Source organism: Flavobacterium sp. S87F.05.LMB.W.Kidney.N (assembly GCF_004366435.1).
Taxonomy (GTDB): Bacteria; Bacteroidota; Bacteroidia; order Flavobacteriales; family Flavobacteriaceae; genus Flavobacterium.
Genome location: NZ_SODX01000001.1, coordinates 827,249 through 847,452 on the forward strand (window position 1 = coordinate 827,249; position 20,204 = coordinate 847,452).

General features: G+C 33.6%; 14 protein-coding genes. 12 read left to right on the forward strand and 2 right to left on the reverse strand.

What is annotated here, in order from left to right; all coding sequences use genetic code 11:
- Positions 1-287: 287 nt before the first annotated feature.
- The 10 genes from EDB96_RS03600 to EDB96_RS03645 all read left to right on the forward strand — a co-directional run bounded on the left by EDB96_RS03600 (position 288) and on the right by EDB96_RS03645 (position 16,282).
- Complete coding sequence (locus EDB96_RS03600) at positions 288-3,410, forward strand: SusC/RagA family TonB-linked outer membrane protein (protein WP_134139270.1); 3,123 nt, start codon at positions 288-290, stop codon at positions 3,408-3,410.
- An 11-nt stretch (positions 3,411-3,421) separates the two neighbouring features.
- Positions 3,422-4,930 carry a RagB/SusD family nutrient uptake outer membrane protein gene (locus EDB96_RS03605; RefSeq protein ID WP_134139272.1) on the forward strand — a complete coding sequence of 503 codons (1,509 nt, stop codon included), beginning with the start codon at positions 3,422-3,424 and terminating at the stop codon, positions 4,928-4,930.
- Between the two features lie 19 nt (positions 4,931-4,949).
- Positions 4,950-5,834 (forward strand): hypothetical protein, encoded by an 885-nt coding sequence (locus EDB96_RS03610; RefSeq protein ID WP_134139273.1) that lies wholly within the window; start codon positions 4,950-4,952, stop codon positions 5,832-5,834.
- A gap of 154 nt (positions 5,835-5,988) precedes the next feature.
- Positions 5,989-7,443: a glycoside hydrolase family 30 protein gene (locus EDB96_RS03615; protein ID WP_134139274.1), complete on the forward strand. Its 1,455-nt coding sequence runs from the start codon at positions 5,989-5,991 to the stop codon at positions 7,441-7,443.
- A gap of 92 nt (positions 7,444-7,535) precedes the next feature.
- Positions 7,536-9,008, forward strand: a complete 1,473-nt coding sequence (locus EDB96_RS03620; RefSeq protein WP_134139275.1) for a glycoside hydrolase family 30 protein — start codon at positions 7,536-7,538, stop codon at positions 9,006-9,008.
- Positions 9,009-9,037: 29 nt separating this feature from the next.
- The gene (locus tag EDB96_RS03625; RefSeq protein WP_134139277.1) at positions 9,038-10,513 is read left to right on the forward strand and encodes a glycoside hydrolase family 30 protein; all 1,476 of its coding nucleotides are present in this window, start codon (positions 9,038-9,040) and stop codon (positions 10,511-10,513) included.
- 111 nt (positions 10,514-10,624) lie between these two features.
- Complete coding sequence (locus EDB96_RS03630) at positions 10,625-11,701, forward strand: glycoside hydrolase family 16 protein (RefSeq protein ID WP_134139278.1); 1,077 nt, start codon at positions 10,625-10,627, stop codon at positions 11,699-11,701.
- A gap of 72 nt (positions 11,702-11,773) precedes the next feature.
- Positions 11,774-12,610, forward strand: a complete 837-nt coding sequence (locus EDB96_RS03635; protein WP_134139279.1) for an endonuclease/exonuclease/phosphatase family protein — start codon at positions 11,774-11,776, stop codon at positions 12,608-12,610.
- Positions 12,610-14,037 carry a glycoside hydrolase family 30 protein gene (locus EDB96_RS03640; protein ID WP_134139280.1) on the forward strand — a complete coding sequence of 476 codons (1,428 nt, stop codon included), beginning with the start codon at positions 12,610-12,612 and terminating at the stop codon, positions 14,035-14,037. The genes EDB96_RS03635 and EDB96_RS03640 overlap by 1 nt, the downstream gene beginning before the upstream one ends.
- A gap of 13 nt (positions 14,038-14,050) precedes the next feature.
- Positions 14,051-16,282 (forward strand): glycoside hydrolase family 3 N-terminal domain-containing protein, encoded by a 2,232-nt coding sequence (locus tag EDB96_RS03645; protein WP_134139282.1) that lies wholly within the window; start codon positions 14,051-14,053, stop codon positions 16,280-16,282.
- 54 nt (positions 16,283-16,336) lie between these two features.
- Here EDB96_RS03645 and EDB96_RS03650 read toward each other — a convergent pair whose 3' ends face one another.
- Complete coding sequence (locus tag EDB96_RS03650) at positions 16,337-18,358, reverse strand: hypothetical protein (protein WP_134139283.1); 2,022 nt, start codon at positions 18,356-18,358, stop codon at positions 16,337-16,339.
- A 141-nt stretch (positions 18,359-18,499) separates the two neighbouring features.
- Positions 18,500-18,757: a hypothetical protein gene (locus EDB96_RS03655; protein ID WP_057117515.1), complete on the reverse strand. Its 258-nt coding sequence runs from the start codon at positions 18,755-18,757 to the stop codon at positions 18,500-18,502.
- A 295-nt stretch (positions 18,758-19,052) separates the two neighbouring features.
- On the opposite strand from EDB96_RS03655, the gene EDB96_RS03660 reads away from it, so the two are divergent.
- Positions 19,053-19,808, forward strand: coding sequence for an NUDIX hydrolase (locus EDB96_RS03660; RefSeq protein WP_134139284.1), 756 nt, complete (start codon positions 19,053-19,055; stop codon positions 19,806-19,808).
- A 65-nt stretch (positions 19,809-19,873) separates the two neighbouring features.
- Entirely contained in the window at positions 19,874-20,191 is a 318-nt protein-coding gene (locus EDB96_RS03665; protein WP_134139286.1) for an MmcQ/YjbR family DNA-binding protein, read from the forward strand.
- Positions 20,192-20,204: the final 13 nt, after the last annotated feature.

Here is a 20,204-nt window from a genome sequence, read left to right on the forward strand (position 1 = left end):
GTGATATTAACAGTACTATCTCGTTGTAGTTTATGATGCTTTTTAGTAAGTTTTGGTCATTTTAACTATATGTAGTGTTTATTGATAATATTAACTTTTCTTTAGTACTACTTTTTGTTTTCTTAAATATTTATAAATCAAATGTTTATGTTTTTTTTGATGTGTTTTTATAATATTAAAATATTTAATTTGATGTGTTTTTGTAATGATTTTTAAATGTGAAAAGTGAAAATTTAGTTTTAGTATTGCATCAAATTACTAATTAATTAACCAAAATTTTTAGAAAAATGAAATTAACAAAATTACTTGTTTTTTGTATTTCATCTTTATTATTCTCGGTTATAGCTGTGGCTCAAGATGTCACAGTAAGTGGAATAATAAATGATGAAAGTGGTATGCCTGTTCCAGGTGCAACAATTTTATTAAAAGGTACAACCAAATCTACTGCATCTGACTTTGATGGAAAGTTTCAAATGCAAGTACCTTCAAACGGAACTTTAACAATTACATTTATAGGTTATACTACAGTAACTGAAGCTGTAAATGGAAGAACTAAAATTTCAATTCAATTAAAACCAGAATCACAATCTTTAAATGAAGTTGTTGTTGTAGGATATGGTACTCAAAAGAAATCTGTTGTAACTGGTGCAATTTCTAGTGTAAAAGCATCAGATTTGGAAGATTTACCAATTACAAGAGTTGAACAATCTCTTCAAGGTAGAGTTTCTGGGGTTACCATTGCAGCAAACGCAGGACAACCAGGATCTTCTTCTACGATACGAGTAAGGGGTATTACTTCTTTTGGAAATAATGAGCCTTTATGGGTTGTTGATGGTGTAATTGTTGATTCGGGAGGTATTGGTTATTTGAATCAATCTGATATTGCTTCGATGGAGGTTTTAAAAGATGCGGCTTCTCAAGCTATTTATGGTGCTAGAGCAGCAGCGGGTGTTATCCTTATCACAACTAAAAAAGGTAAATCTGGTAAAATGAGTGTAAATTATAATGGTTACACTGGATTTTCTGCTGCAGCAAGAAAACTGGATTTATTGAATGCTACTGAGTATGCGACTATAATGAATGAAAGATATGCTAATGGATATACAGATACTAGTAAACCTTATGATCTTCCATATAAAAACGTTTCTTCTTACGGAGCAGGAACTGATTGGCAAAAACAAATTTTTAATGATAATGCCCAAAGAACTGGTCATGAATTAAGTTTATCAGGAGGAAATGATGTTTCTACTTTCTACGTTTCTTTTGGTTTATTAGATCAAGAAGGTATTGTAGCGACTCCAATTTCTAACTACAATAGAAAAAACATCCGTTTAAACTCAACACACAAAATTGTAAAAGGATTAACTTTTGGGCAAACTTTAGGTTATTCACATGAAAAAAATGTTGGAATAGGAAACACAAATAATGAATATGGTGGACCATTAAGTTCTGCAATCAATTTAGATCCAACTACTCCTGCCATTGTTACAGATCCAACTGTTGCAGCTGGATATCCGTACAATCAAAATTATGTTTTAAGAGATCCAAACGGAAATCCTTATGGAATTTCTCAAGTAGTAACTCAAGAGATGAGTAACCCTTTGGCATATATCCAAACAAAATTGGGTAATTATGGATGGTCTGATAATTTTGTTGGAAATGCTTACTTAGAATTAGAAGCTATTAAGGGCTTAAAAATTAGAAGTACCTTAGGAGGTAAATTAGCATATTGGGGTTCAGAAAGTTTTACTCCAGTATATTACTTTAACTCATCTACAATTAATGCGAAAAATAATTTAAGCAGAAATTCAAACAGAGGTTTTGGATGGAATATTGAAAATACTATTTCGTATGCAAAACAAATCGAAGATCATAACTTTTCAGTTTTAGTAGGACAAGGTGCTTATGTCGATAATATTACATCTGGATCTACGGTGACTTATTTTAATATTCCGTACACTAATTTTGATGATGCAACTTTCCCGAACGATCATCCACAAGACAATATTACTGCTTCAGCTTACAATGGTTATGAGCATAAAGTAACTTCATTATTTGCAAGAGCGAATTATGATTACAAGGAAAAATATCTATTTACAGGTATTGTACGTCGTGATGGTTCTTCTCGTTTTGGTCAAAATTACAAATATGGAACTTTCCCTTCATTCTCATTAGGATGGGTGCCAACTAAAGAAAATTTCTGGCCACAAAATAAGGTAGTAACTCAGTTAAAGTTTAGAGGAGGATATGGTATTACAGGTAGTGATGCTATTGGAGATTTCAAATACTTAGCAACTATTGGTTCAGGAAGAAATTATACTATAGGAGATCAAGGTTCAGTAGTTGTTGGTAATAGTCCAAATGCACCTGCGAATCCAGATTTGAAATGGGAAGAAACTAGTCAGGCAAACGTTGCTTTTGATATCACTTTCTTCAATGACTTATCATTAACAACAGATTTTTATGTTAAAAAATCTACAGGTATTTTACAAGATATTGACTTACCTGGTCACGTTGGTAGTACTGGTAGACCGTCTGCAAACATTGCTGACATGGAGAACAAGGGGGTTGACTTAGAACTTTCTTACCGTAAAAAAATTGGTAAAGTTGGTTTAAGTTTAAGTGGAAATATTTCTTATTTAGAAAATGAAGTAACTAATTTAGGAAAAGATATCCAGTTCATTTCTGGAGATGCCTCTTTCCAAAATATGGGTGCTGTAACAAGAACACAAGTAGGACAATCTTACAACTCTTTTTACGGATATAAAACCCAAGGAATTTTTCAAAATCAAGCAGAAATTAATGCTTACACAAATGCTACAGGCGGTTTAATTCAACCAGGTGCAAGACCAGGAGATTTTAGATGGCAGGATCTTAATGGTGATGGAAAAATTTCAGATGATGATAAAACTTTCCTTGGAAGCCCACTTCCAAAATACACATACGGTTTCACAGTTAATTTGGATTATAAAAACTTTGATTTGTTAATCTTTACTCAAGGAGCAATTGGAAACAAAATTTTCCAAGGACTTCGTCGTCTAGATATCACCGATGCTAACTACCCAGCTTCTGCTTTAGGTCGTTGGACAGGCGAAGGATCAACTAATACATATCCAATTTTATCAACGGTTGATAACAATAAAAACTTCTCAAACCCATCAGATTTCTATTTAGAAAACGGAGATTACTGGAGAGTTAAAACAGTTCAAATTGGTTATAATCTACCAAGTGATGTAGTTGCAAAGGCAGGTCTTTCAAAAACAAGACTTTATTTGACTGGAGAAAATTTATTAACATTTACAAAATACTCAGGATATGATCCAGAGATTGGTGGAGGAGTTTTTGGTATTGATAAAGGATATTATCCACAAGCAAGAACTGTAATGTTAGGTGTTAATTTACAATTTTAAAATTAAGAATCATGAAAATTAAAAATATAAGATATTCATTCATCGCCGCTGGATTATTACTTCTAGGCTCTTCTTGTGGTGAAGATTTTTTAACAGTTGAGCCAAAAGGGCTTCCGTTAGTAGACAATTATTATAAAGATGAGTCAGAAGCATTTTCTGCGCTGGTTGCTGTTTATGATATAATGGGTAAACAATCTAAAGGTTTTGAAAACATGATAACTATGCTAAATGCTGGTTCAGATGATTTTTATGCTGGAGGTGGTGGACCTGGTGATGGTGCTGGTATACATGCTTTTGATAATTATAAACTGGACAAAATAAATATGCCAAGAAGTTATTGGGGTGATTTTTTTCAGGGAATTGCTAGAGCAAATATTTTATTGGCAAAATTGCCAGGAGTAGATATGTCTGATGCTAAAAAAACACGTTTTGCAGCAGAAGCAAAAGCACTGAGAGGCTATTTCTATTTTGAATTAGTAAGAACATTTAAAAATTTACCATTAATACTGACTCCAATTTCGCCTGCTGAGGGATATAACGTTACTCAAGTTAGTCCAGAAGAAATTTATGCGCAAATAGAAAAAGATTTAATGGAAGCAAAAGCTGTACTTCCTAATAAAGTTGATGTTCCAACAGAGGGAGGTCGCCTTTCAAAAGGAGCAGTACAGGCATTATTAGGTAAAGTTTATTTGTATGAGGGTAAAAATTCATTAGCTGCTGCCGAATTTGCAGACGTAAATGGTACACCTGGAGGAACTAGCATGTACGGTTACAAATTGCTAACTAAATTCTCTGATTTATGGGTAATCAGTAACAAATTTAACTCAGAAGCTATTATTGAAATCATGCATACAGATAAAAGTAATGCAGACTGGGGATTCTGGGGAGGCGGAGCTGACGAAGGAAACTCTGTAAATATCATGGTTGGCCCAAGAGGATATGGTAGATCTGACTTAACATTACCAGATTATATTTCAGGATGGAGTTTTAATCCAGTAACTCAAAGTTTATACGATGCTTTAAAAGGAGACCCGCGTTTTAATTCTACAATTTTTGATTTACGTGCTCTTAAAGCATCAGGAGCAGCAGATTATGCGCCTGGTGATCAAGATACAGGATATTTCTTAAAGAAATTTATGCCTTTAAATTCAGACACATCTACAGGTGGAGGAGCAACAGCTTTAAATTACAAGCAAGATACTTATGCAATTCGTTTAGCAGATACTTACTTAATGGAAGCAGAAGCATTAGGAGGAACTGGAGCTAGAGCACAAGCTTTATTAGATGCAGTAAGAGCTAGAGTTGGATTGGCTTCAGTGCCAGTATCATTAGATGCAATTGCTAACGAGCGAAGATTAGAATTGGCTGGTGAAGGACACCGCTGGTTCGACTTAGTTAGAACTGGAAAAGCAGCGACTGTTCTTGCTGGTGACGGATTTGTTGCTGGTAAAAATGAAGTTTGGCCTATTCCACAAAAGGATTTAGAAAATACTAAGTTAGTTCAAAATCCTAATTATTAATTAGTTAATACAATATCATATGAAAATAAATTTAATAAAAAAACAAGGTTTTTTAGCATTGTTTTTTATGGCAGCAGTATTAAGTTTAACTAGCTGTCAGCCTGAAGATTCTGTTACTAATAATGGATTAACTGATGATAATGTTGATGCATCTTTTACGATTACACCTGTTGAAGGAAAAGTAAATACTTATAAGTTGGTGGCTCAGCCAAAAGGAGTTTTAAAATCATTATGGGATACAGGAGCAGGAGCTTATGTAGGTAAAATGGAAGAAGAAATTTCTTTGCCAGATGCTGGAACTTACACTATTGTACATACTGCGATAGGTAGAGGAGGTGCTGAGGCTACAGCTTCAAAAGAAGTAGTAGTTGCAACATCAGATCCTTTAAAAGGAAATTTAGTGCAAGGTGGTTCTTTTGCCACTGCTGAAGATCAAGCAAAATGGACTGTACTAAAACTTAGTGCTACAGGTGCAGCATTTTGGTCATTTGCTAATAACAGTGCAACCATTCACTCTCCAGGAGGATGGGCACAAGAAGGAATCTACCAAGCAATTGATGTTGTAAAAGACAAAGAGTATACGATAGACATGAAAGTTTCTTCTACTAGTGGTTCTGATGAAACTTGGTTTGAAGTTTACGCTGGTAAATCAGCTCCACAACCTGGAGTTGAATATAAAGACAATAAAGTGATGGGATTAAGTACTTGGGATGGTTGTGCAAAATCAGGTTTTTCAGGAATGCTTTCTGTAGTTGGGTGTGTGAAAAACGACAAAACAGGAACAGTTTCAAACGTAGTTAAATTCACCGAAACAGGAAAAATCTATTTACTAATCCGTTCTGGTGGTAATACTTTTACAAAAGATGGAATCACAGTATCAAAAGTTGAATTCCGAGGAAAATAAAGAGTTAAGTTAAGTTTAAGTTTAAGTTTGGTTGTAAGTAGCCCATAATCATTATGAGTATGGGCTATTTTTTAAATTCTTTAAAAGAGATTAAAAAAATCAGTTTTAGATTTCTCCAAAACTTCAATTAAAAAACAATAATAATTGGGAGCGAATGAAAAAAAATAGTCTAAAAATTTTATGCCTTTTGTTTACAGCTGCATGTTTTGCACAACAACCAAAAACAAAAAAAGAATTTACAACCAATGGTAAAAAAATAACCGTTTACACAACTGCAGAAAATTCGAAGTTACGATTAACATCTACAGATAACTTAACTTTTTCGGCTGCAAAACAGCCCTTAGAAACAGAATTTTCGGTTTTTGTAGAACCTGCAAAAAAGTTTCAGACTTTTATGGGAATCGGCGGCGCTATTACAGATGCAAGTGCCGAAATTTTTGCTAAACTTTCAAAAGAAAAACAAGCAGAATTCTTAGATGCTTATTACGATAAACAAAAAGGTATTGGCTATTCTTTGCTAAGAACAACAATTCAAAGTTCTGATTTTAGCAGTGGAAGCTATTCTTATATCGAAGAAGGAGATAAAGACCTGAAAACTTTTTCTATTGATCATGATAAGCAATATCGTATTCCTCTAATAAAACAAGCTATTCAAAAAGCAGGTGGAAAGTTAACAACTTATGCTGCGCCTTGGTCACCAAATGCTTTTATGAAAAGTAATAAAAATGTACTAAAAGGCGGAACACTGCTTCCAGAATACTATCAGACATGGGCAAATTTCTATGCGAAGTTTATTAAGGCATACGAAAAAGAAGGAATTCCGATTTGGGGAACTTCTACACAAAACGAACCAATGGCTGTTCAGACTTGGGAATCTTGTATTTATACAGCAGAAGCTGAAAGAGATTTTATCAAAAACTATCTTGGGCCAACTTTGAAAAAAGAAAATCTAGGGGATAAAAAAATTATCATTTGGGATCATAACCGCGATTTGATGAATTACCGTGCTAATGTAATTTACTCTGATCCAGAAGCATCAAAATACGTTTGGGGAATGGGGTTTCACTGGTACGAAACATGGTCTGGCGGTGCGCCACTGTTTGATAATGTTGCTAAAGTAAATCAAGCATATCCAGACAAAAAACTAATGTTTACAGAAGGATGTATAGAAAAATTTGATGCATCAAAATATCAATTTTGGGGTAATGCAGAACGTTACGGAATCAATATGATTAATGATTTTAATAACGGAACAGTTGCTTGGACAGATTGGAATATTTTATTAGATCAAAATGGAGGACCTAATCACGTTGGAAATTTCTGTTTTGCACCAATTCATGCAGACACCACAACAGGGGAGTTAATTTACACACCATCGTATTATTACATCGGACACTTTTCTAAATTTATTCGTCTAAATGCGGTTCGTGTAAGTACTGCAGTAAGCAGAAGCGCATTATTAAGTACATCATTTTTAAATGCAGATGGAACTATGGCAACTATTGTTATGAACCAGTCGGCAAATGAACTTACATATAATTTGATTATTGGAGCTGAAAAAGCGGTAGTTAAAATTCCGCCACGAGCTATACAAACGCTTGTTTATTAATATTTTGTAGTAAAGTAAAGAAGAAGGCTAATCTGAATCATCCTTATTAGTCTTCTCTTACTTTTAATTTAAAAACTATTTTTTTAAACAACATGAAAACAACATCAAAAATATGTTTATCCGCCTTTATCTTAGTACAGCTAAGCTCTTTTACTTCAACAGTAACAGCTCAAAAAACCAATGCTTCATCGCAAAAAAAAAATAAAATAAAGGTTTTTACTACTGCCGAAAATACCAATTGGAATTTATCATTATCCAATGATTTAATTTCAAATAACAATACTACACAACAAAAAACTTCAACAGTATCTATAATTGTAAATACTGAAAAAACAGATCAGACTTTCCTCGGAATTGGAGGAGCAATTACAGATGCAAGCGCGGAAGTTTTTGCTAAATTATCTCCAAAAAAACAAAGGGAATTTTTAAATGCTTACTACGACAAAACCAATGGCATTGGTTATTCTTTAGCCAGAACCAATATTCATAGCTGTGATTTTAGCAGCGATAGTTATACCTATATTGCTGAAGGAGACAAAGATCTGAAAACCTTCAATATCGATCACGATCGAAAATATAGAATTCCATTAATCAAAAAAGCAATTGAAACAGCCGGCGGAAAACTAACATTATTTGCAAGTCCATGGAGTCCCCCAGCTTTCATGAAAGACAATAATGATATTTTGCACGGCGGCGTTTTATTGCCTGAGTTTGCTCCATCTTGGGCATTGTATTATGCCAAATTTATAAAAGCATACGAAAAAGAAGGAATTCCTATTTGGGGTTTAACAGTTCAAAATGAACCAATGGCCAAACAAAGCTGGGAATCTTGTATTTATACTCCAGAAGCAGAAAGAGATTTTCTTAAAAACCATCTTGGCCCAACTTTAGAAAAAGAAGGTCTAGGCTCCAAAAAGGTTATTATTTGGGATCATAATAGGGGAGACATGCTGGAAAAACGTGCAAATCTTGTTTTTTCAGATCCTGAAGTTTCTAAATATGCTTGGGGAATTGGATTTCACTGGTATGAAACTTGGAACGGAGGTCCGCCTCAATTCGAATCTGTAGCAAAGGTTCATGAAGAATTTCCAAACAAAAATTTAATATTTACAGAAGGCTGTATTGAAAAATTTGACGCCAAAAAATATCAGTTTTGGGGAAATGCCGAGCGTTACGGAATCAATATGATTAATGATTTTAATAACGGAACAGTAGCATGGACAGATTGGAATATTCTTTTAGACCAAAATGGAGGGCCAAATCATGTTGGTAATTTTTGCTTTGCACCAATCCATGCCGATACCACAAAAGACGAATTAATTTATACGCCAATGTATTATTATATCGGGCATTTCTCAAAATTTATTAGACCAAATGCCAAAAGAGTAATAGAAACAATAAGCGATAAATCTTTATTGAGCACTTCTTTTAAAAATTCTGACGGACAATTGATTACTATTGTTATGAACCAATCTGAAAAAGAGATTGTTTATGCTATCGAAAATCAAACTACAAAAAATACTATTACAATTCCAGCACATGCTATACAAACTGTAGTGTTTTAATTGTGCACGCTAACTAAATAACCAAGAATATGAAATTGAATATCAAAAATACTATTAAAGCATTTTTCTTTATGGCAGCCGTATTGGCACAAGTAAAATGCTCTACTTCAAATGATACGGTCGAAAATCCTCCAGTAGATCCACCTGTGGTAAATCCTCCAGTAGTGGTTACAAACGACGTCGATTTTTGGCTGACAAAATCAGATCAAACTGCTTTGCTGGCAAAACAGTCTGGAACATTAGGTTTTGGCACAACATCTAATTCATTTACAAATATTGAAGTAATCGATTCTCAAAAATATCAAACAATAGACGGTTTCGGTTATACTTTAACAGGCGGAAGTGCTGATGTGATTAACAATTTAACCCCAGTTAAAAAAAGTGATCTTCTGAAGGAATTATTCGGAACTGGTGAAAATTCTATTGGAATAAGTTACCTAAGAATCAGTATTGGAGCTTCAGACTTAAATGCTTCACCTTTTACATATGATGATCTTGCAACAGGAGAAACAGATTTAGATTTGGCAAAATTCAGTTTAGAAAAAGATAAAAACGGAGTAATTGCACTTCTGAAAGAAATTTTGGCTATCAACCCTAAAATACCAATTTTGGCCACTCCTTGGACAGCCCCGCTTTGGATGAAAGATAAAGACAGTTTTATAGGCGGTAAATTACAGCCTAAATATTATGATGTTTACGCAAAGTATTTTGTAAAATACATTCAGGCAATGAAGGCAGAAGGAATTACAATTGATGCTGTAACTCCACAAAACGAGCCATTGCACGACGGAAATAATCCGAGTATGTATATGTCTGCGGCAGAACAGACCGTTTTTATAAAAGCTAATTTAGGACCAGCGCTAAAAGCAGCAAATCTTACGACAAAAATTATAGCTTACGATCATAATTGTGATAATCCAAATTATCCAAAAGCAATTTTGGCAGATGCCGATGCATTTCCGTTTGTCGATGGTTCTGCATTTCATTTATATGCGGGCGATATCAGCGCGCTTTTAAATGTTTACAATGCTTATCCGACTAAAAATATTTATTTTACAGAGCAATGGACTTCGTCGACCGGAGATTTTGGAGGAGATTTAAAATGGCATGTTCGAAACGTAATCATTGGTTCTATGAGAAATTATAGTAAAAATGCCTTAGAGTGGAATTTAGCCAATGATGGAGCATTTAAACCTCATACAGATGGAGGATGTTCAATGTGTAAAGGAGCTTTAACGATTACATCTAGTGAAAATTTTCAGAGAAATGTAGCGTATTATATTATTGCTCATGCTTCAAAATTTGTTCCGATGGGGTCTGTTAGAATTCAAAGTAATTCAAGTGGAGATTTACAAAATGTTGCATTCATTACACCGTCTGGTTCTAAAGTTTTGATTGTTGAAAATGATGGATCTGCAAACCAGACTTTCAATATAAAATATAATGGAAAATGGGTTACAACTTCGTTAGACGGAGGATCTGTAGGAACTTACATTTGGAAATAAAGGCTTTAGTTTGAAATATTTTGACTTTAATAGTAACAAAAGCAAAAAATAAACAAATTATATCTATCTTGATATTCAATTAATTAACTACAAACCAATCTTAAATAAACCATGAAAACAATCAATCTTGTAAATAAGGCAGGTGTGTTTACACTAATCTTATTGTTTATATTTCAATCTTGCAGCAGTAACAATGATGCAGGCGATGATTCTTCGGTAAACGCTGCTCCTTCTAATCTTTCTGTACAAGTAGAACCTGTTGGTAAAACTGCAGAAAACCCAAATGGAGATGGTAGCGGGAAAGTACAATTGACTATCAGTGCTACTAATGCACAACTTTATAAAGTATTGATAAATAATGAACTTAAAGAGATTACCACAGGCAGTTTAACTTATGAATTTACAGCATCGGGAACTAAAAGTTATCCTATAATTGTTTCGGCTTACAACGGATCAAAGTTTGTGAGCAGTTCAACTTCAGTAAATGTTTTTGTAGCCCGTAAAGTAATCTGGTCTGATGAATTTAATGTAGACGGATCTCCAGATTCTTCAAAATGGGGATATAATACAGGAACAGGTGACGGTTGGGGAAACAACGAATTAGAATATTACACCAATCGATCTGAGAATGTAAAAATTGAAAATGGAACCTTAAAGATTACAGCAATTAAAGAAAATTATTTAGGAAGCCAATATACGTCAACGAGAATGCTTACAAAAGGTAAATTTTCATTCAAATATGGAAGAGCCGAAGTTCGTGCGAAACTTCCAGTTGGCGGCGGAACCTGGCCTGCATTCTGGTTACTTGGAGATAATATTGATACTGTTGGATGGCCTGCCTGCGGAGAAATTGATATTTTAGAATCAGTTGGAAACAACCCAAATGTAATTCACTCATCATTACATTCTCCAGGGCGTTCAGGAAATACCCCAGACACAAAAACAACAACTGCCGCAAACTCAACTACAGAATTTCATATTTATGCTGCCGAATGGAGTGCAGAAAATATCAAATTTTATGTAGATGATAATTTATTTTACACTTACAAAAACTCAAGCACAACTCCTTTTAACCAAAAGTTCTTCATCATTCTTAATTTAGCAATGGGAGGAAATTTTGGAGGAGCTGTAGATCCCAATTTTACAAGTGCGACCTTCGAAGTTGATTATGTAAGAGTGTATAATTAACATAATTTTTAAATAGATTTTTTTCTGTAAAGCTTGGGAAAAACTAGCTTTACAGATTAAAATTTTTTTAACATGAAAAAGATAAACAAACTTGTTTTAGTAGTGCTGTTTTTGGCAGTAAACTCATTTTATGGTCAAAACCTAAAAATCATGACCTATAATATCCGCTTAGATGTTGCTTCAGATGGAGAAAACGCCTGGCCAAAGCGAAAAGATTATTTTACTTCTCAAATTCGTTTTTACAGCCCGGATATTTTTGGAGTGCAGGAAGCAACACCCAATCAAGTTATTGATATAGCATTGGCTTTGCCAAAATACAACAAATTTGGAATCGGCAGAGAAGAAGGAGGTTTAGGAGAAGCATCTTCAATTTACTATAAAAAAGATCGTTTTAAAGTAGAACAATCTAATACTTTTTGGTTATCAGAAACGCCAAACGTGGTTTCAAGAGGATGGGATGCAGCTTGTAATAGAGTTTGCACTTATGGACTCTTTAAAGATTTAAAAACGAAAAAAACATTTTGGGTTTTTAATCTTCACTTAGATCACATGGGAGAAGTTGCCAGAGTAAAAGGTGTACAGCTCGTTCTTTCTAAAATAAAAGAAATAAATACTAAAAACTATCCCGTTTTTTTAATGGGTGATTTTAACTCAGAGCCTAATACGCCGCAAATTGCCGAAATCAAAAAAGTAATGGATGATACTAAAGATGTTTCAAAAGAAAAGCCTTTTGGTCCATCTGGAACTTTTAATGATTTTAAACATAATGAACCCGTAACATTATTATTAGATTACATCTTTATATCAAAAAATAGCGGACTTACAATTCAGAAACATGCAGTGTTAAGTGATTCTAAAGATTTAAAATATCCGTCGGATCATTTACCTGTTTTAATAGAAATAGATTAATGAAAAACAGCATCAAAAAACTTCAAATCCTAGCTTTACTGCCATTAATTGCAATGCAGTTCAATTGCGGATCTTCAAAAAATGGTACAACTACTAATTCTGGAAAAGTAGAATCTTGGATTACTACTTCAGATGAAACTTCAAAACTCAAAAAACAGCCTGATTTAGTTTTTAGTGCAGAGACAAATTCAAATCAGACAATTGAGGTAAATCCTTCGGAGAAATTTCAAACCGTAGAAGGTTTCGGATTTTCATTAACCGGCGGAAGTGCCCAGGCAATTATAAAACTAGATAAGCCAAAGAGAGAAGCTTTGCTTCAGGAATTATTTTCTAGAAAAAGTGATGCCATCGGTTTAAGTTATCTGCGAATTAGTATTGGAGCATCAGATTTGAATGAGAAAGTTTTTTCGTATGATGATGTGCCGGAAGGCGAGACAGATTTAAAATTGGAAAAATTTAATTTAGGACCAGATTTAGAAGATGTAATTCCGGTTTTAAAAGAAATTTTAGCCATAAATCCTAAAATTAAAATAATGGGTTCTCCGTGGTCGCCTCCAGTTTGGATGAAAGATAACGGAAGCTCAAAAGGAGGAAGTTTACAGCCAAAATATTATCAAGTGTATGCTGAATATTTTGTAAAATACATTCAGGCAATGAAATCACACGGAATTATTATTGATGCTATTACACCTCAAAATGAGCCTTTGCATCCTGGAAACAATCCAAGTTTATTGATGCTGGCAGAACAGCAGGCAGATTTTATAGGCAATCATTTAGGTCCCGCTTTCGCGAAAGCTAAAATCAAAACCAAAATTATTGTTTACGATCACAATTGCAACAAACCCGAATATCCTCTAACCATTTTAAAAGATCCAAAAGCAAATCCGTTTGTTACAGGCTCTGCTTTTCACTTATATGAAGGAGATATTAGTGCTCTAACAACAGTTCATAATGCTTTTCCAGATAAAGATTTGTATTTTACCGAACAATATACGGGAACAGGAACAAATTTTGAAACTGACTTGAAATGGAGTGTCAAAAATGTAGTAATTGGTTCTATGCGTAACTGGAGTAAAAATGCACTTTCGTGGGGATTAGCAAATGATGAGTTTTACAAACCTTTCACCCCAGGAGGATGTTCTACTTGTAAAGGCGCATTGATGATTGATCAAAATCAAAATATCAAAAGAGAAGTGGGATATTATATAATAGGACATGCTTCGAAATTTGTACCAGAAGGTTCAGTAAGAATTGGAAGTAATATAGTAGGAAATTTACACAATGTTTCTTTCAAAACTCCGTTAGGACAAATCGTTCTGATTGTAGAAAATGACGGAGCTTCAGCAGAAACTTTTAATATTAAATACAACCAAAAACAAACCTCAACAACACTAAACGCTGGTGCTGTAGCTACTTACGTTTGGTAAACAACTTAAACTTATGAAGAAAGTAACCACAATTACGTTGTTGCTGTTTTCGCTTTTTGCGTCGGCACAACAGCAGACAATAGATCAGAAAGTCAACGATCTATTGAAGAAAATGACAATTGAAGAAAAAATTGGACAGTTAAATCAGTACACAGGAGATAATCAGGCAACTGGACCAATAACAATAAATCCAAACAAACAATCCGAAATCAAACAAGGGTTAATAGGCTCTATGTTAAATGTTGTTGGAACAAAATATACCAGACAATATCAGGAATTAGCCATGCAGTCAAGACTTAAAATTCCGTTGTTATTTGGTCAGGACGTTATTCACGGTTATAAAACTACATTCCCAATTCCGCTTGCAGAAGCAGCGAGCTGGGATTTAGAAGCAATCGAGTTAGCAGCAAGAGTTGCAGCTACAGAAGCAGCAGCGAGCGGTATTCACTGGACATTTGCACCAATGGTCGATATTGGCCGCGATCCGCGTTGGGGACGTGTTATGGAAGGAGCTGGAGAAGATACTTATCTAGGTTCTAAAATTGCTTATGCAAGAGTTAAAGGTTTTCAAGGAAATAAACTGGGAGATTTAAACTCAGTTATGGCTTGCGTAAAACACTTTGCAGCTTATGGCGCAGGTGTTGGCGGAAGAGATTATAACTCTGTAGACATGAGCGAAAGAATGTTGTTTGAAACTTATTTACCTCCTTTTAAAGCTGCGTTAGATGCAGGTGCAGCAACATTTATGAATTCATTCAATGATATTAATGGAATTCCGGCAACAGGAAATGCTCATTTACAAAGAGATATTTTAAAAGGAAAATGGAATTTCCAAGGTTTCGTGGTTTCAGACTGGGGATCAATTGGCGAAATGGTAGCGCATGGTTATTCTAAAGATCTGAAAGAAGCGGCTTATGCTGCCATTACTGCAGGAAGCGATATGGATATGGAAAGTAATGCGTATCGTCAGAATCTAGCGCAATTAATAAAAGAAGGCAGAGTTTCTATTGATTTAGTGGATGATGCCGTAAAACGTATTCTCCGCAAGAAATTTGAATTAGGATTATTTGATGATCCTTACAGATATTCGGATGAAAAGCGTGCTGAAAAAGCGCTGTCAGATCCAGCAAACAGAAAAGCAGCACTTGAAGTGGCACAGAAAAGTATTGTTTTATTAAAAAATGAAAATCAGACTTTACCAATTTCGAAAAATGTAAAAACTATTGCTTTCATTGGACCAATGGTAAAAGAATACAAAGAAAATATGGGATTCTGGTCTGTAGAACTTCCTGAGGTTGATTACAATAAATGGATTGTTTCACAATGGGATGGTCTTCAAAATAAAGTGGGTAAAAATACAAAGCTGCTTTACGCTAAAGGATGTGATGTTGATGGAACCAACAAAGATGGTTTTGCAGAAGCTGTTGCAACTGCAAAACAAGCTGACGTTGTTATTTTGAGTATTGGGGAAAGACGCGACATGAGCGGTGAAGCAAAAAGCAGAAGCGACCTTCATTTGCCAGGCGTTCAGGAAGATTTGGTAAAAGCAATTCAAGCAACAGGAAAACCAGTTGTCGTTTTAATTAATGCAGGAAGACCTCTTGTTTTCAATTGGACAGCAGACAATGTTCCTACAATTGTTTATACTTGGTGGCTGGGTACAGAAGCTGGAAATGCAATTGCAAATGTTTTATTTGGAGACTACAATCCGTCAGGAAAACTGCCAATGACTTTCCCGAGAGAAGTAGGGCAGGTGCCAATTTATTACAATCATTTTAGTACGGGAAGACCAGCGAAAACAGAAAGCGAAACTAATTATGTTTCGGCTTATATCGACTTGAAAAACTCTCCTAAATACCCTTTTGGTTACGGATTAAGTTATACAAAATTTGATTATTCTGGTTTGAAATTATCGGTATCAAAAATAAAAAGTAACGAAACGATTAAAGTTTCTTTCCAATTATCAAATGTTGGAAAAGCAGCTGGAGAAGAAGTAGTTCAGTTGTATTTGAAAGATAAATTTGGATCTGTTGTGAGACCAGTTTTAGAGTTGAAGGACTTTAAAAAAGTGAAATTAAATGCAGGAGAATCTAAAACAATTGAATTTACAATTGATAAAGAAAAACTCTCTTTCTACAATGATAAATTAGAATGGACAGCTGAGCCAGGAGATTTTGAAGTAATGATTGGAGCTTCGTCTGCAGACATTAAATTAAGATCTGATTTTGAATTGCTGGCTAAGTAATAATTTACTTTTAATAAATAAAAATGGGGCCTTAAGCCCCATTTTTTATACGAATTATTTAAGACGTTTTTTAAAGTTGAATTTTATAAGATTAAGTAAACCTTGCTCTATAATATCAATTCCTATTCCAAAATTGCTGTCGGCAATAGTATGATGGTCTGTTCTGAATTTTTCAAAATCAGCTGCAGGGATTTCTAGATTAACAAGAGGTTTAAAATCTACAAAAATAGAAGCACTGTTTTTAGTTACTTTTTTACGGCTTGTATAATCAAAATAAGGATTATTTATGTTGCTTTCCTGGCGCGTAAATTTCTCTTCGGTATCTATTTTCTGATCTGTATGGAGATTGATTTCATATTTTTCGTTATCAAAATTATGCCAGAACGGAACATCGGTATGCATAAAATCGCGCGCATTATTCTTCACCACATTTCGATCAAAATACATTAAAAAACGATTCTTTTGATCATCTGTAAAATAAGGATTTTCAATAGATGAATTGTACTGAATTGTAAACTCATTCAGCATTTTATCATCACTGACAATTTCAATTGCAGCGTCTTTAAATATCGTTCTAATATCAGTTCCGTTTCGGTCACTAGAATAATTTAAAGTATAAAATAAGAAATTGTTCCAACTGTCAATTATTTCCCTTTTATTCGTGTTCTTAAAATATTTACGCATGTAGTTCGCGCGGTTTCCTTTGTATGTAGTAGTCAATTTTAACTGCCCTTGATCGTTTTGCGCACTAAAATCTACTTTTTCATTAATACCATAATAAGAGAATCTATGTGGTTTTCTAATTTGTAACTGCTGGTTTGGTTTTACTTCCAAATAATGCATAAAGTAAATAAAACAGCGATTTTCAATCAGTCCAAATTCATCTCTGGCTGTAGCATCAATAAAATAAGTTTCATCCTTATAATTGATTTTTACAATCACATGATTAAAAGTAAGAAGAGAAGGCAGATAATGTTTGATATAATGATCTGAATTGAAGTTAACCAATACAACAGACGAATCTATATTGATATAATCTAAAACCACTTTTAGTAAAACAGATTTAGCCTTGCAATCTCCCTGTTTGTTTTCATACGTAATAGCAGGTTCTTGCGGCTTATGCCCATTCATTTCATCAGCATTAAAAATATAATTTACATGGTTTTGTACATATTCTATAGCAAATCGAAGCTGCTCATCCTTATCTGAAATTGCATCTAGCTTTTCTACCAGCTTAGGAGCAAATTCTTTTAAAGAAGCGTTAGAGTAAATTTCGTCGTATAAAGGTGAAATATAATTAGATAAATCAGTCCAATTACTATCTGTCGCAAAATCAATATAAGGAGCAATTTCTCTGTTTATATCAAAAGAGTTGATGTAATTTTCTTTTTCAATTACAAATCTTTCTCCCTTTTTTAGATAATTAATTTCCGGTTCCAAAACATTTCCAGCGTCATCTCTATAGAATGTTTTCTTGTATGCGATTGGAGCTTTTCGGTCATTAATAAAAGTAAATTTATAATTTCCGTAAGCCCAGTAAGTACTTGGAGTTACGTAAACATATTTTAAATATTCTTTTCTAAGAAAATCACGATCAGTAAAAACTTTTACTCTTGAATCTTCAGCAATTAGAATATCATAAAGACGTAAATCTTTAATCGTAATATTTATTTTTTTAGTACTGCTCAATACACCGCCTTCACTTTGATTTTCATTGTCCAGAACTTTAATCTTTGTATCTGGGATTTTATCAATCAAAACGCCGTCTCTAAGAACACTAATTCTGTGTATAATGAAGGTTTCATTTTCTTCGACAACAACATCTTTTACAGAAGCACTTTCTAGATTTGAAGGTTCATTAAGTGTATAAGCTACGCAGGCATATTCGCTGTTTTCTGTATCACTTGTATAGTAAATTTTATCTAAGAAATAACAGAAGTCTCTTCCTTCGTCAACCTGTTTATTTGAAAAGTCAGATTCTTTTATGTATCCAATTAGTTGATCATCATTTATTATTGAAGCCCAGTTTTCTGGTTTTTGAATTTTGTAACTTTCTGTTTCAATGGTATTTTCCATGTTATTTTTTATATGTGTATTCTTACTTAAAGCGAAAATAAGTAATAATGCGCTATTTTGCCTTATAATAATATGAAATTTATGGAAATAAAAAACCTCACGTGAGAGCGAGGTTCTATAAATGATTAGGTTGAAGGAAAATTATCTCAAGACAGTATTTATAAAATCCATAGCGCCAATTCCTTTATAAGAAGCATATAAAGCTTTTTCATAAGCTTCTTGTTTTGCTTTTTTATTTTTGACATCAGTTTCGGTAATCATTTCATTGAAAATTCTTTCTTGTTCTTCACTATATTTTAAAGAAGCTTCCAGAAGATATGTTTTTGAAACAAAGCCGAATGAACTCCAGATTTTTGTTCTAATTTTTTGATTAATATTTTTTAACGGATTGGCAATCATAACTCCTGTATTTTTAAACTTTCAATTTTTATCTTTGAGAAGAAACAAACTGATTTTTAGTAGATTTCTATAAATTAAGATTAGAATTTAACAATTCAGATCTTTAATGTGTTATTATGACGCAATGTAATTATTTTTTTTAAATTTGAACTTTAAATTTTAGTTAAAATTGTGATTCATACACTTCTCTATTTTATTAAGAAATGCAACTCTGTTTCGCAAAAGTAATTCGGTTTTATAAAAATGAAGTAAATTGCACTATTATTGAAAGAAAGATTTACCCTTAAATATTCGAATGTTAAAAGACATTATAGACAATAATGAAAATTACCAGCCTGGACTTTCTATCGATTGTGTAATTTTTGGTTTTCACGACAATCAGCTTAAAGTTTTATTGTTAAAAGTAGAACGAGTAGATAAATGGTCTCTTCCCGGCGGATTCATTCCAGTGGATCAGGATATAGATACTGCAGCCAATACGGTCTTAAGCAGTCGAACTGGAGTAGAAGGTGTTTTCTTGAGACAATTTGCGACTTTTGGAAAAGTAAAACGTAATGAGCAGCATTTTGACAAAAAAATTTTAGAGTATTTACAAATAGAGGAAGAAAAAGGAAAATGGCTTACGCGCCGTTTTGTTACAATTGGATATTATGCATTGGTTGATTTTTCAAAAATTCTTCCAAATCCGATGAACAGATATGAAGTTGTAGAATGGATTGACCATAAAGAAGTTCCAGAACTTATTTTAGACCACCGTGAGATTCTCGATAAGGCGCTGGATACCTTAAGGGTTGAGTTGAATTTAATGCCAATTGGATATAATTTACTGCCAGAGAAATTTACCATTCCAGAGCTGCAGAAATTGTACGAAACTATTTTAGACAAAAAGCTGGACCGCAGGAATTTTTTACGCAAAATAACGAATATCGGAATTCTAACGAAGCTAGACGAAAAGAAAAGCAACGTTGCACACAAAGCACCAAACTTGTATTCTTTTGATAAAGAAAAATATGATGAGGTTTTAAAAAATGGACTGAATCAGGGATGGTAAAATTAATTTAACCGAGACATAAATGGTTTTTAAAACTTGTTATGTCTGATCAATAATTTACGATCATGATCTCAATTGAAACATTTAGAAAATTAGCATTATCGTTTCCAGATGCATCCGAAGAGCCTCATTTTGAGAAAACCTCTTTTCGTGTCAAAAAGAAAATCTTTGCCACTTTTGATGAAAAGAATAATCACGCTGTTTTAAAATTAAACGAAATCGATCAATCGGTTTTTTGTGCATCGAGCGAAATGATTTTTTATCCCGTTCCAAATAAATGGGGTAAACAAGGATGGACTACTGTGGAACTTTCAAAAGTACGACCAGAAATGTTCGAAGATGCGTTAATACGTTCGTACCAAAATGTTATAGGTAAAAAGTAATACTATTCGAAAT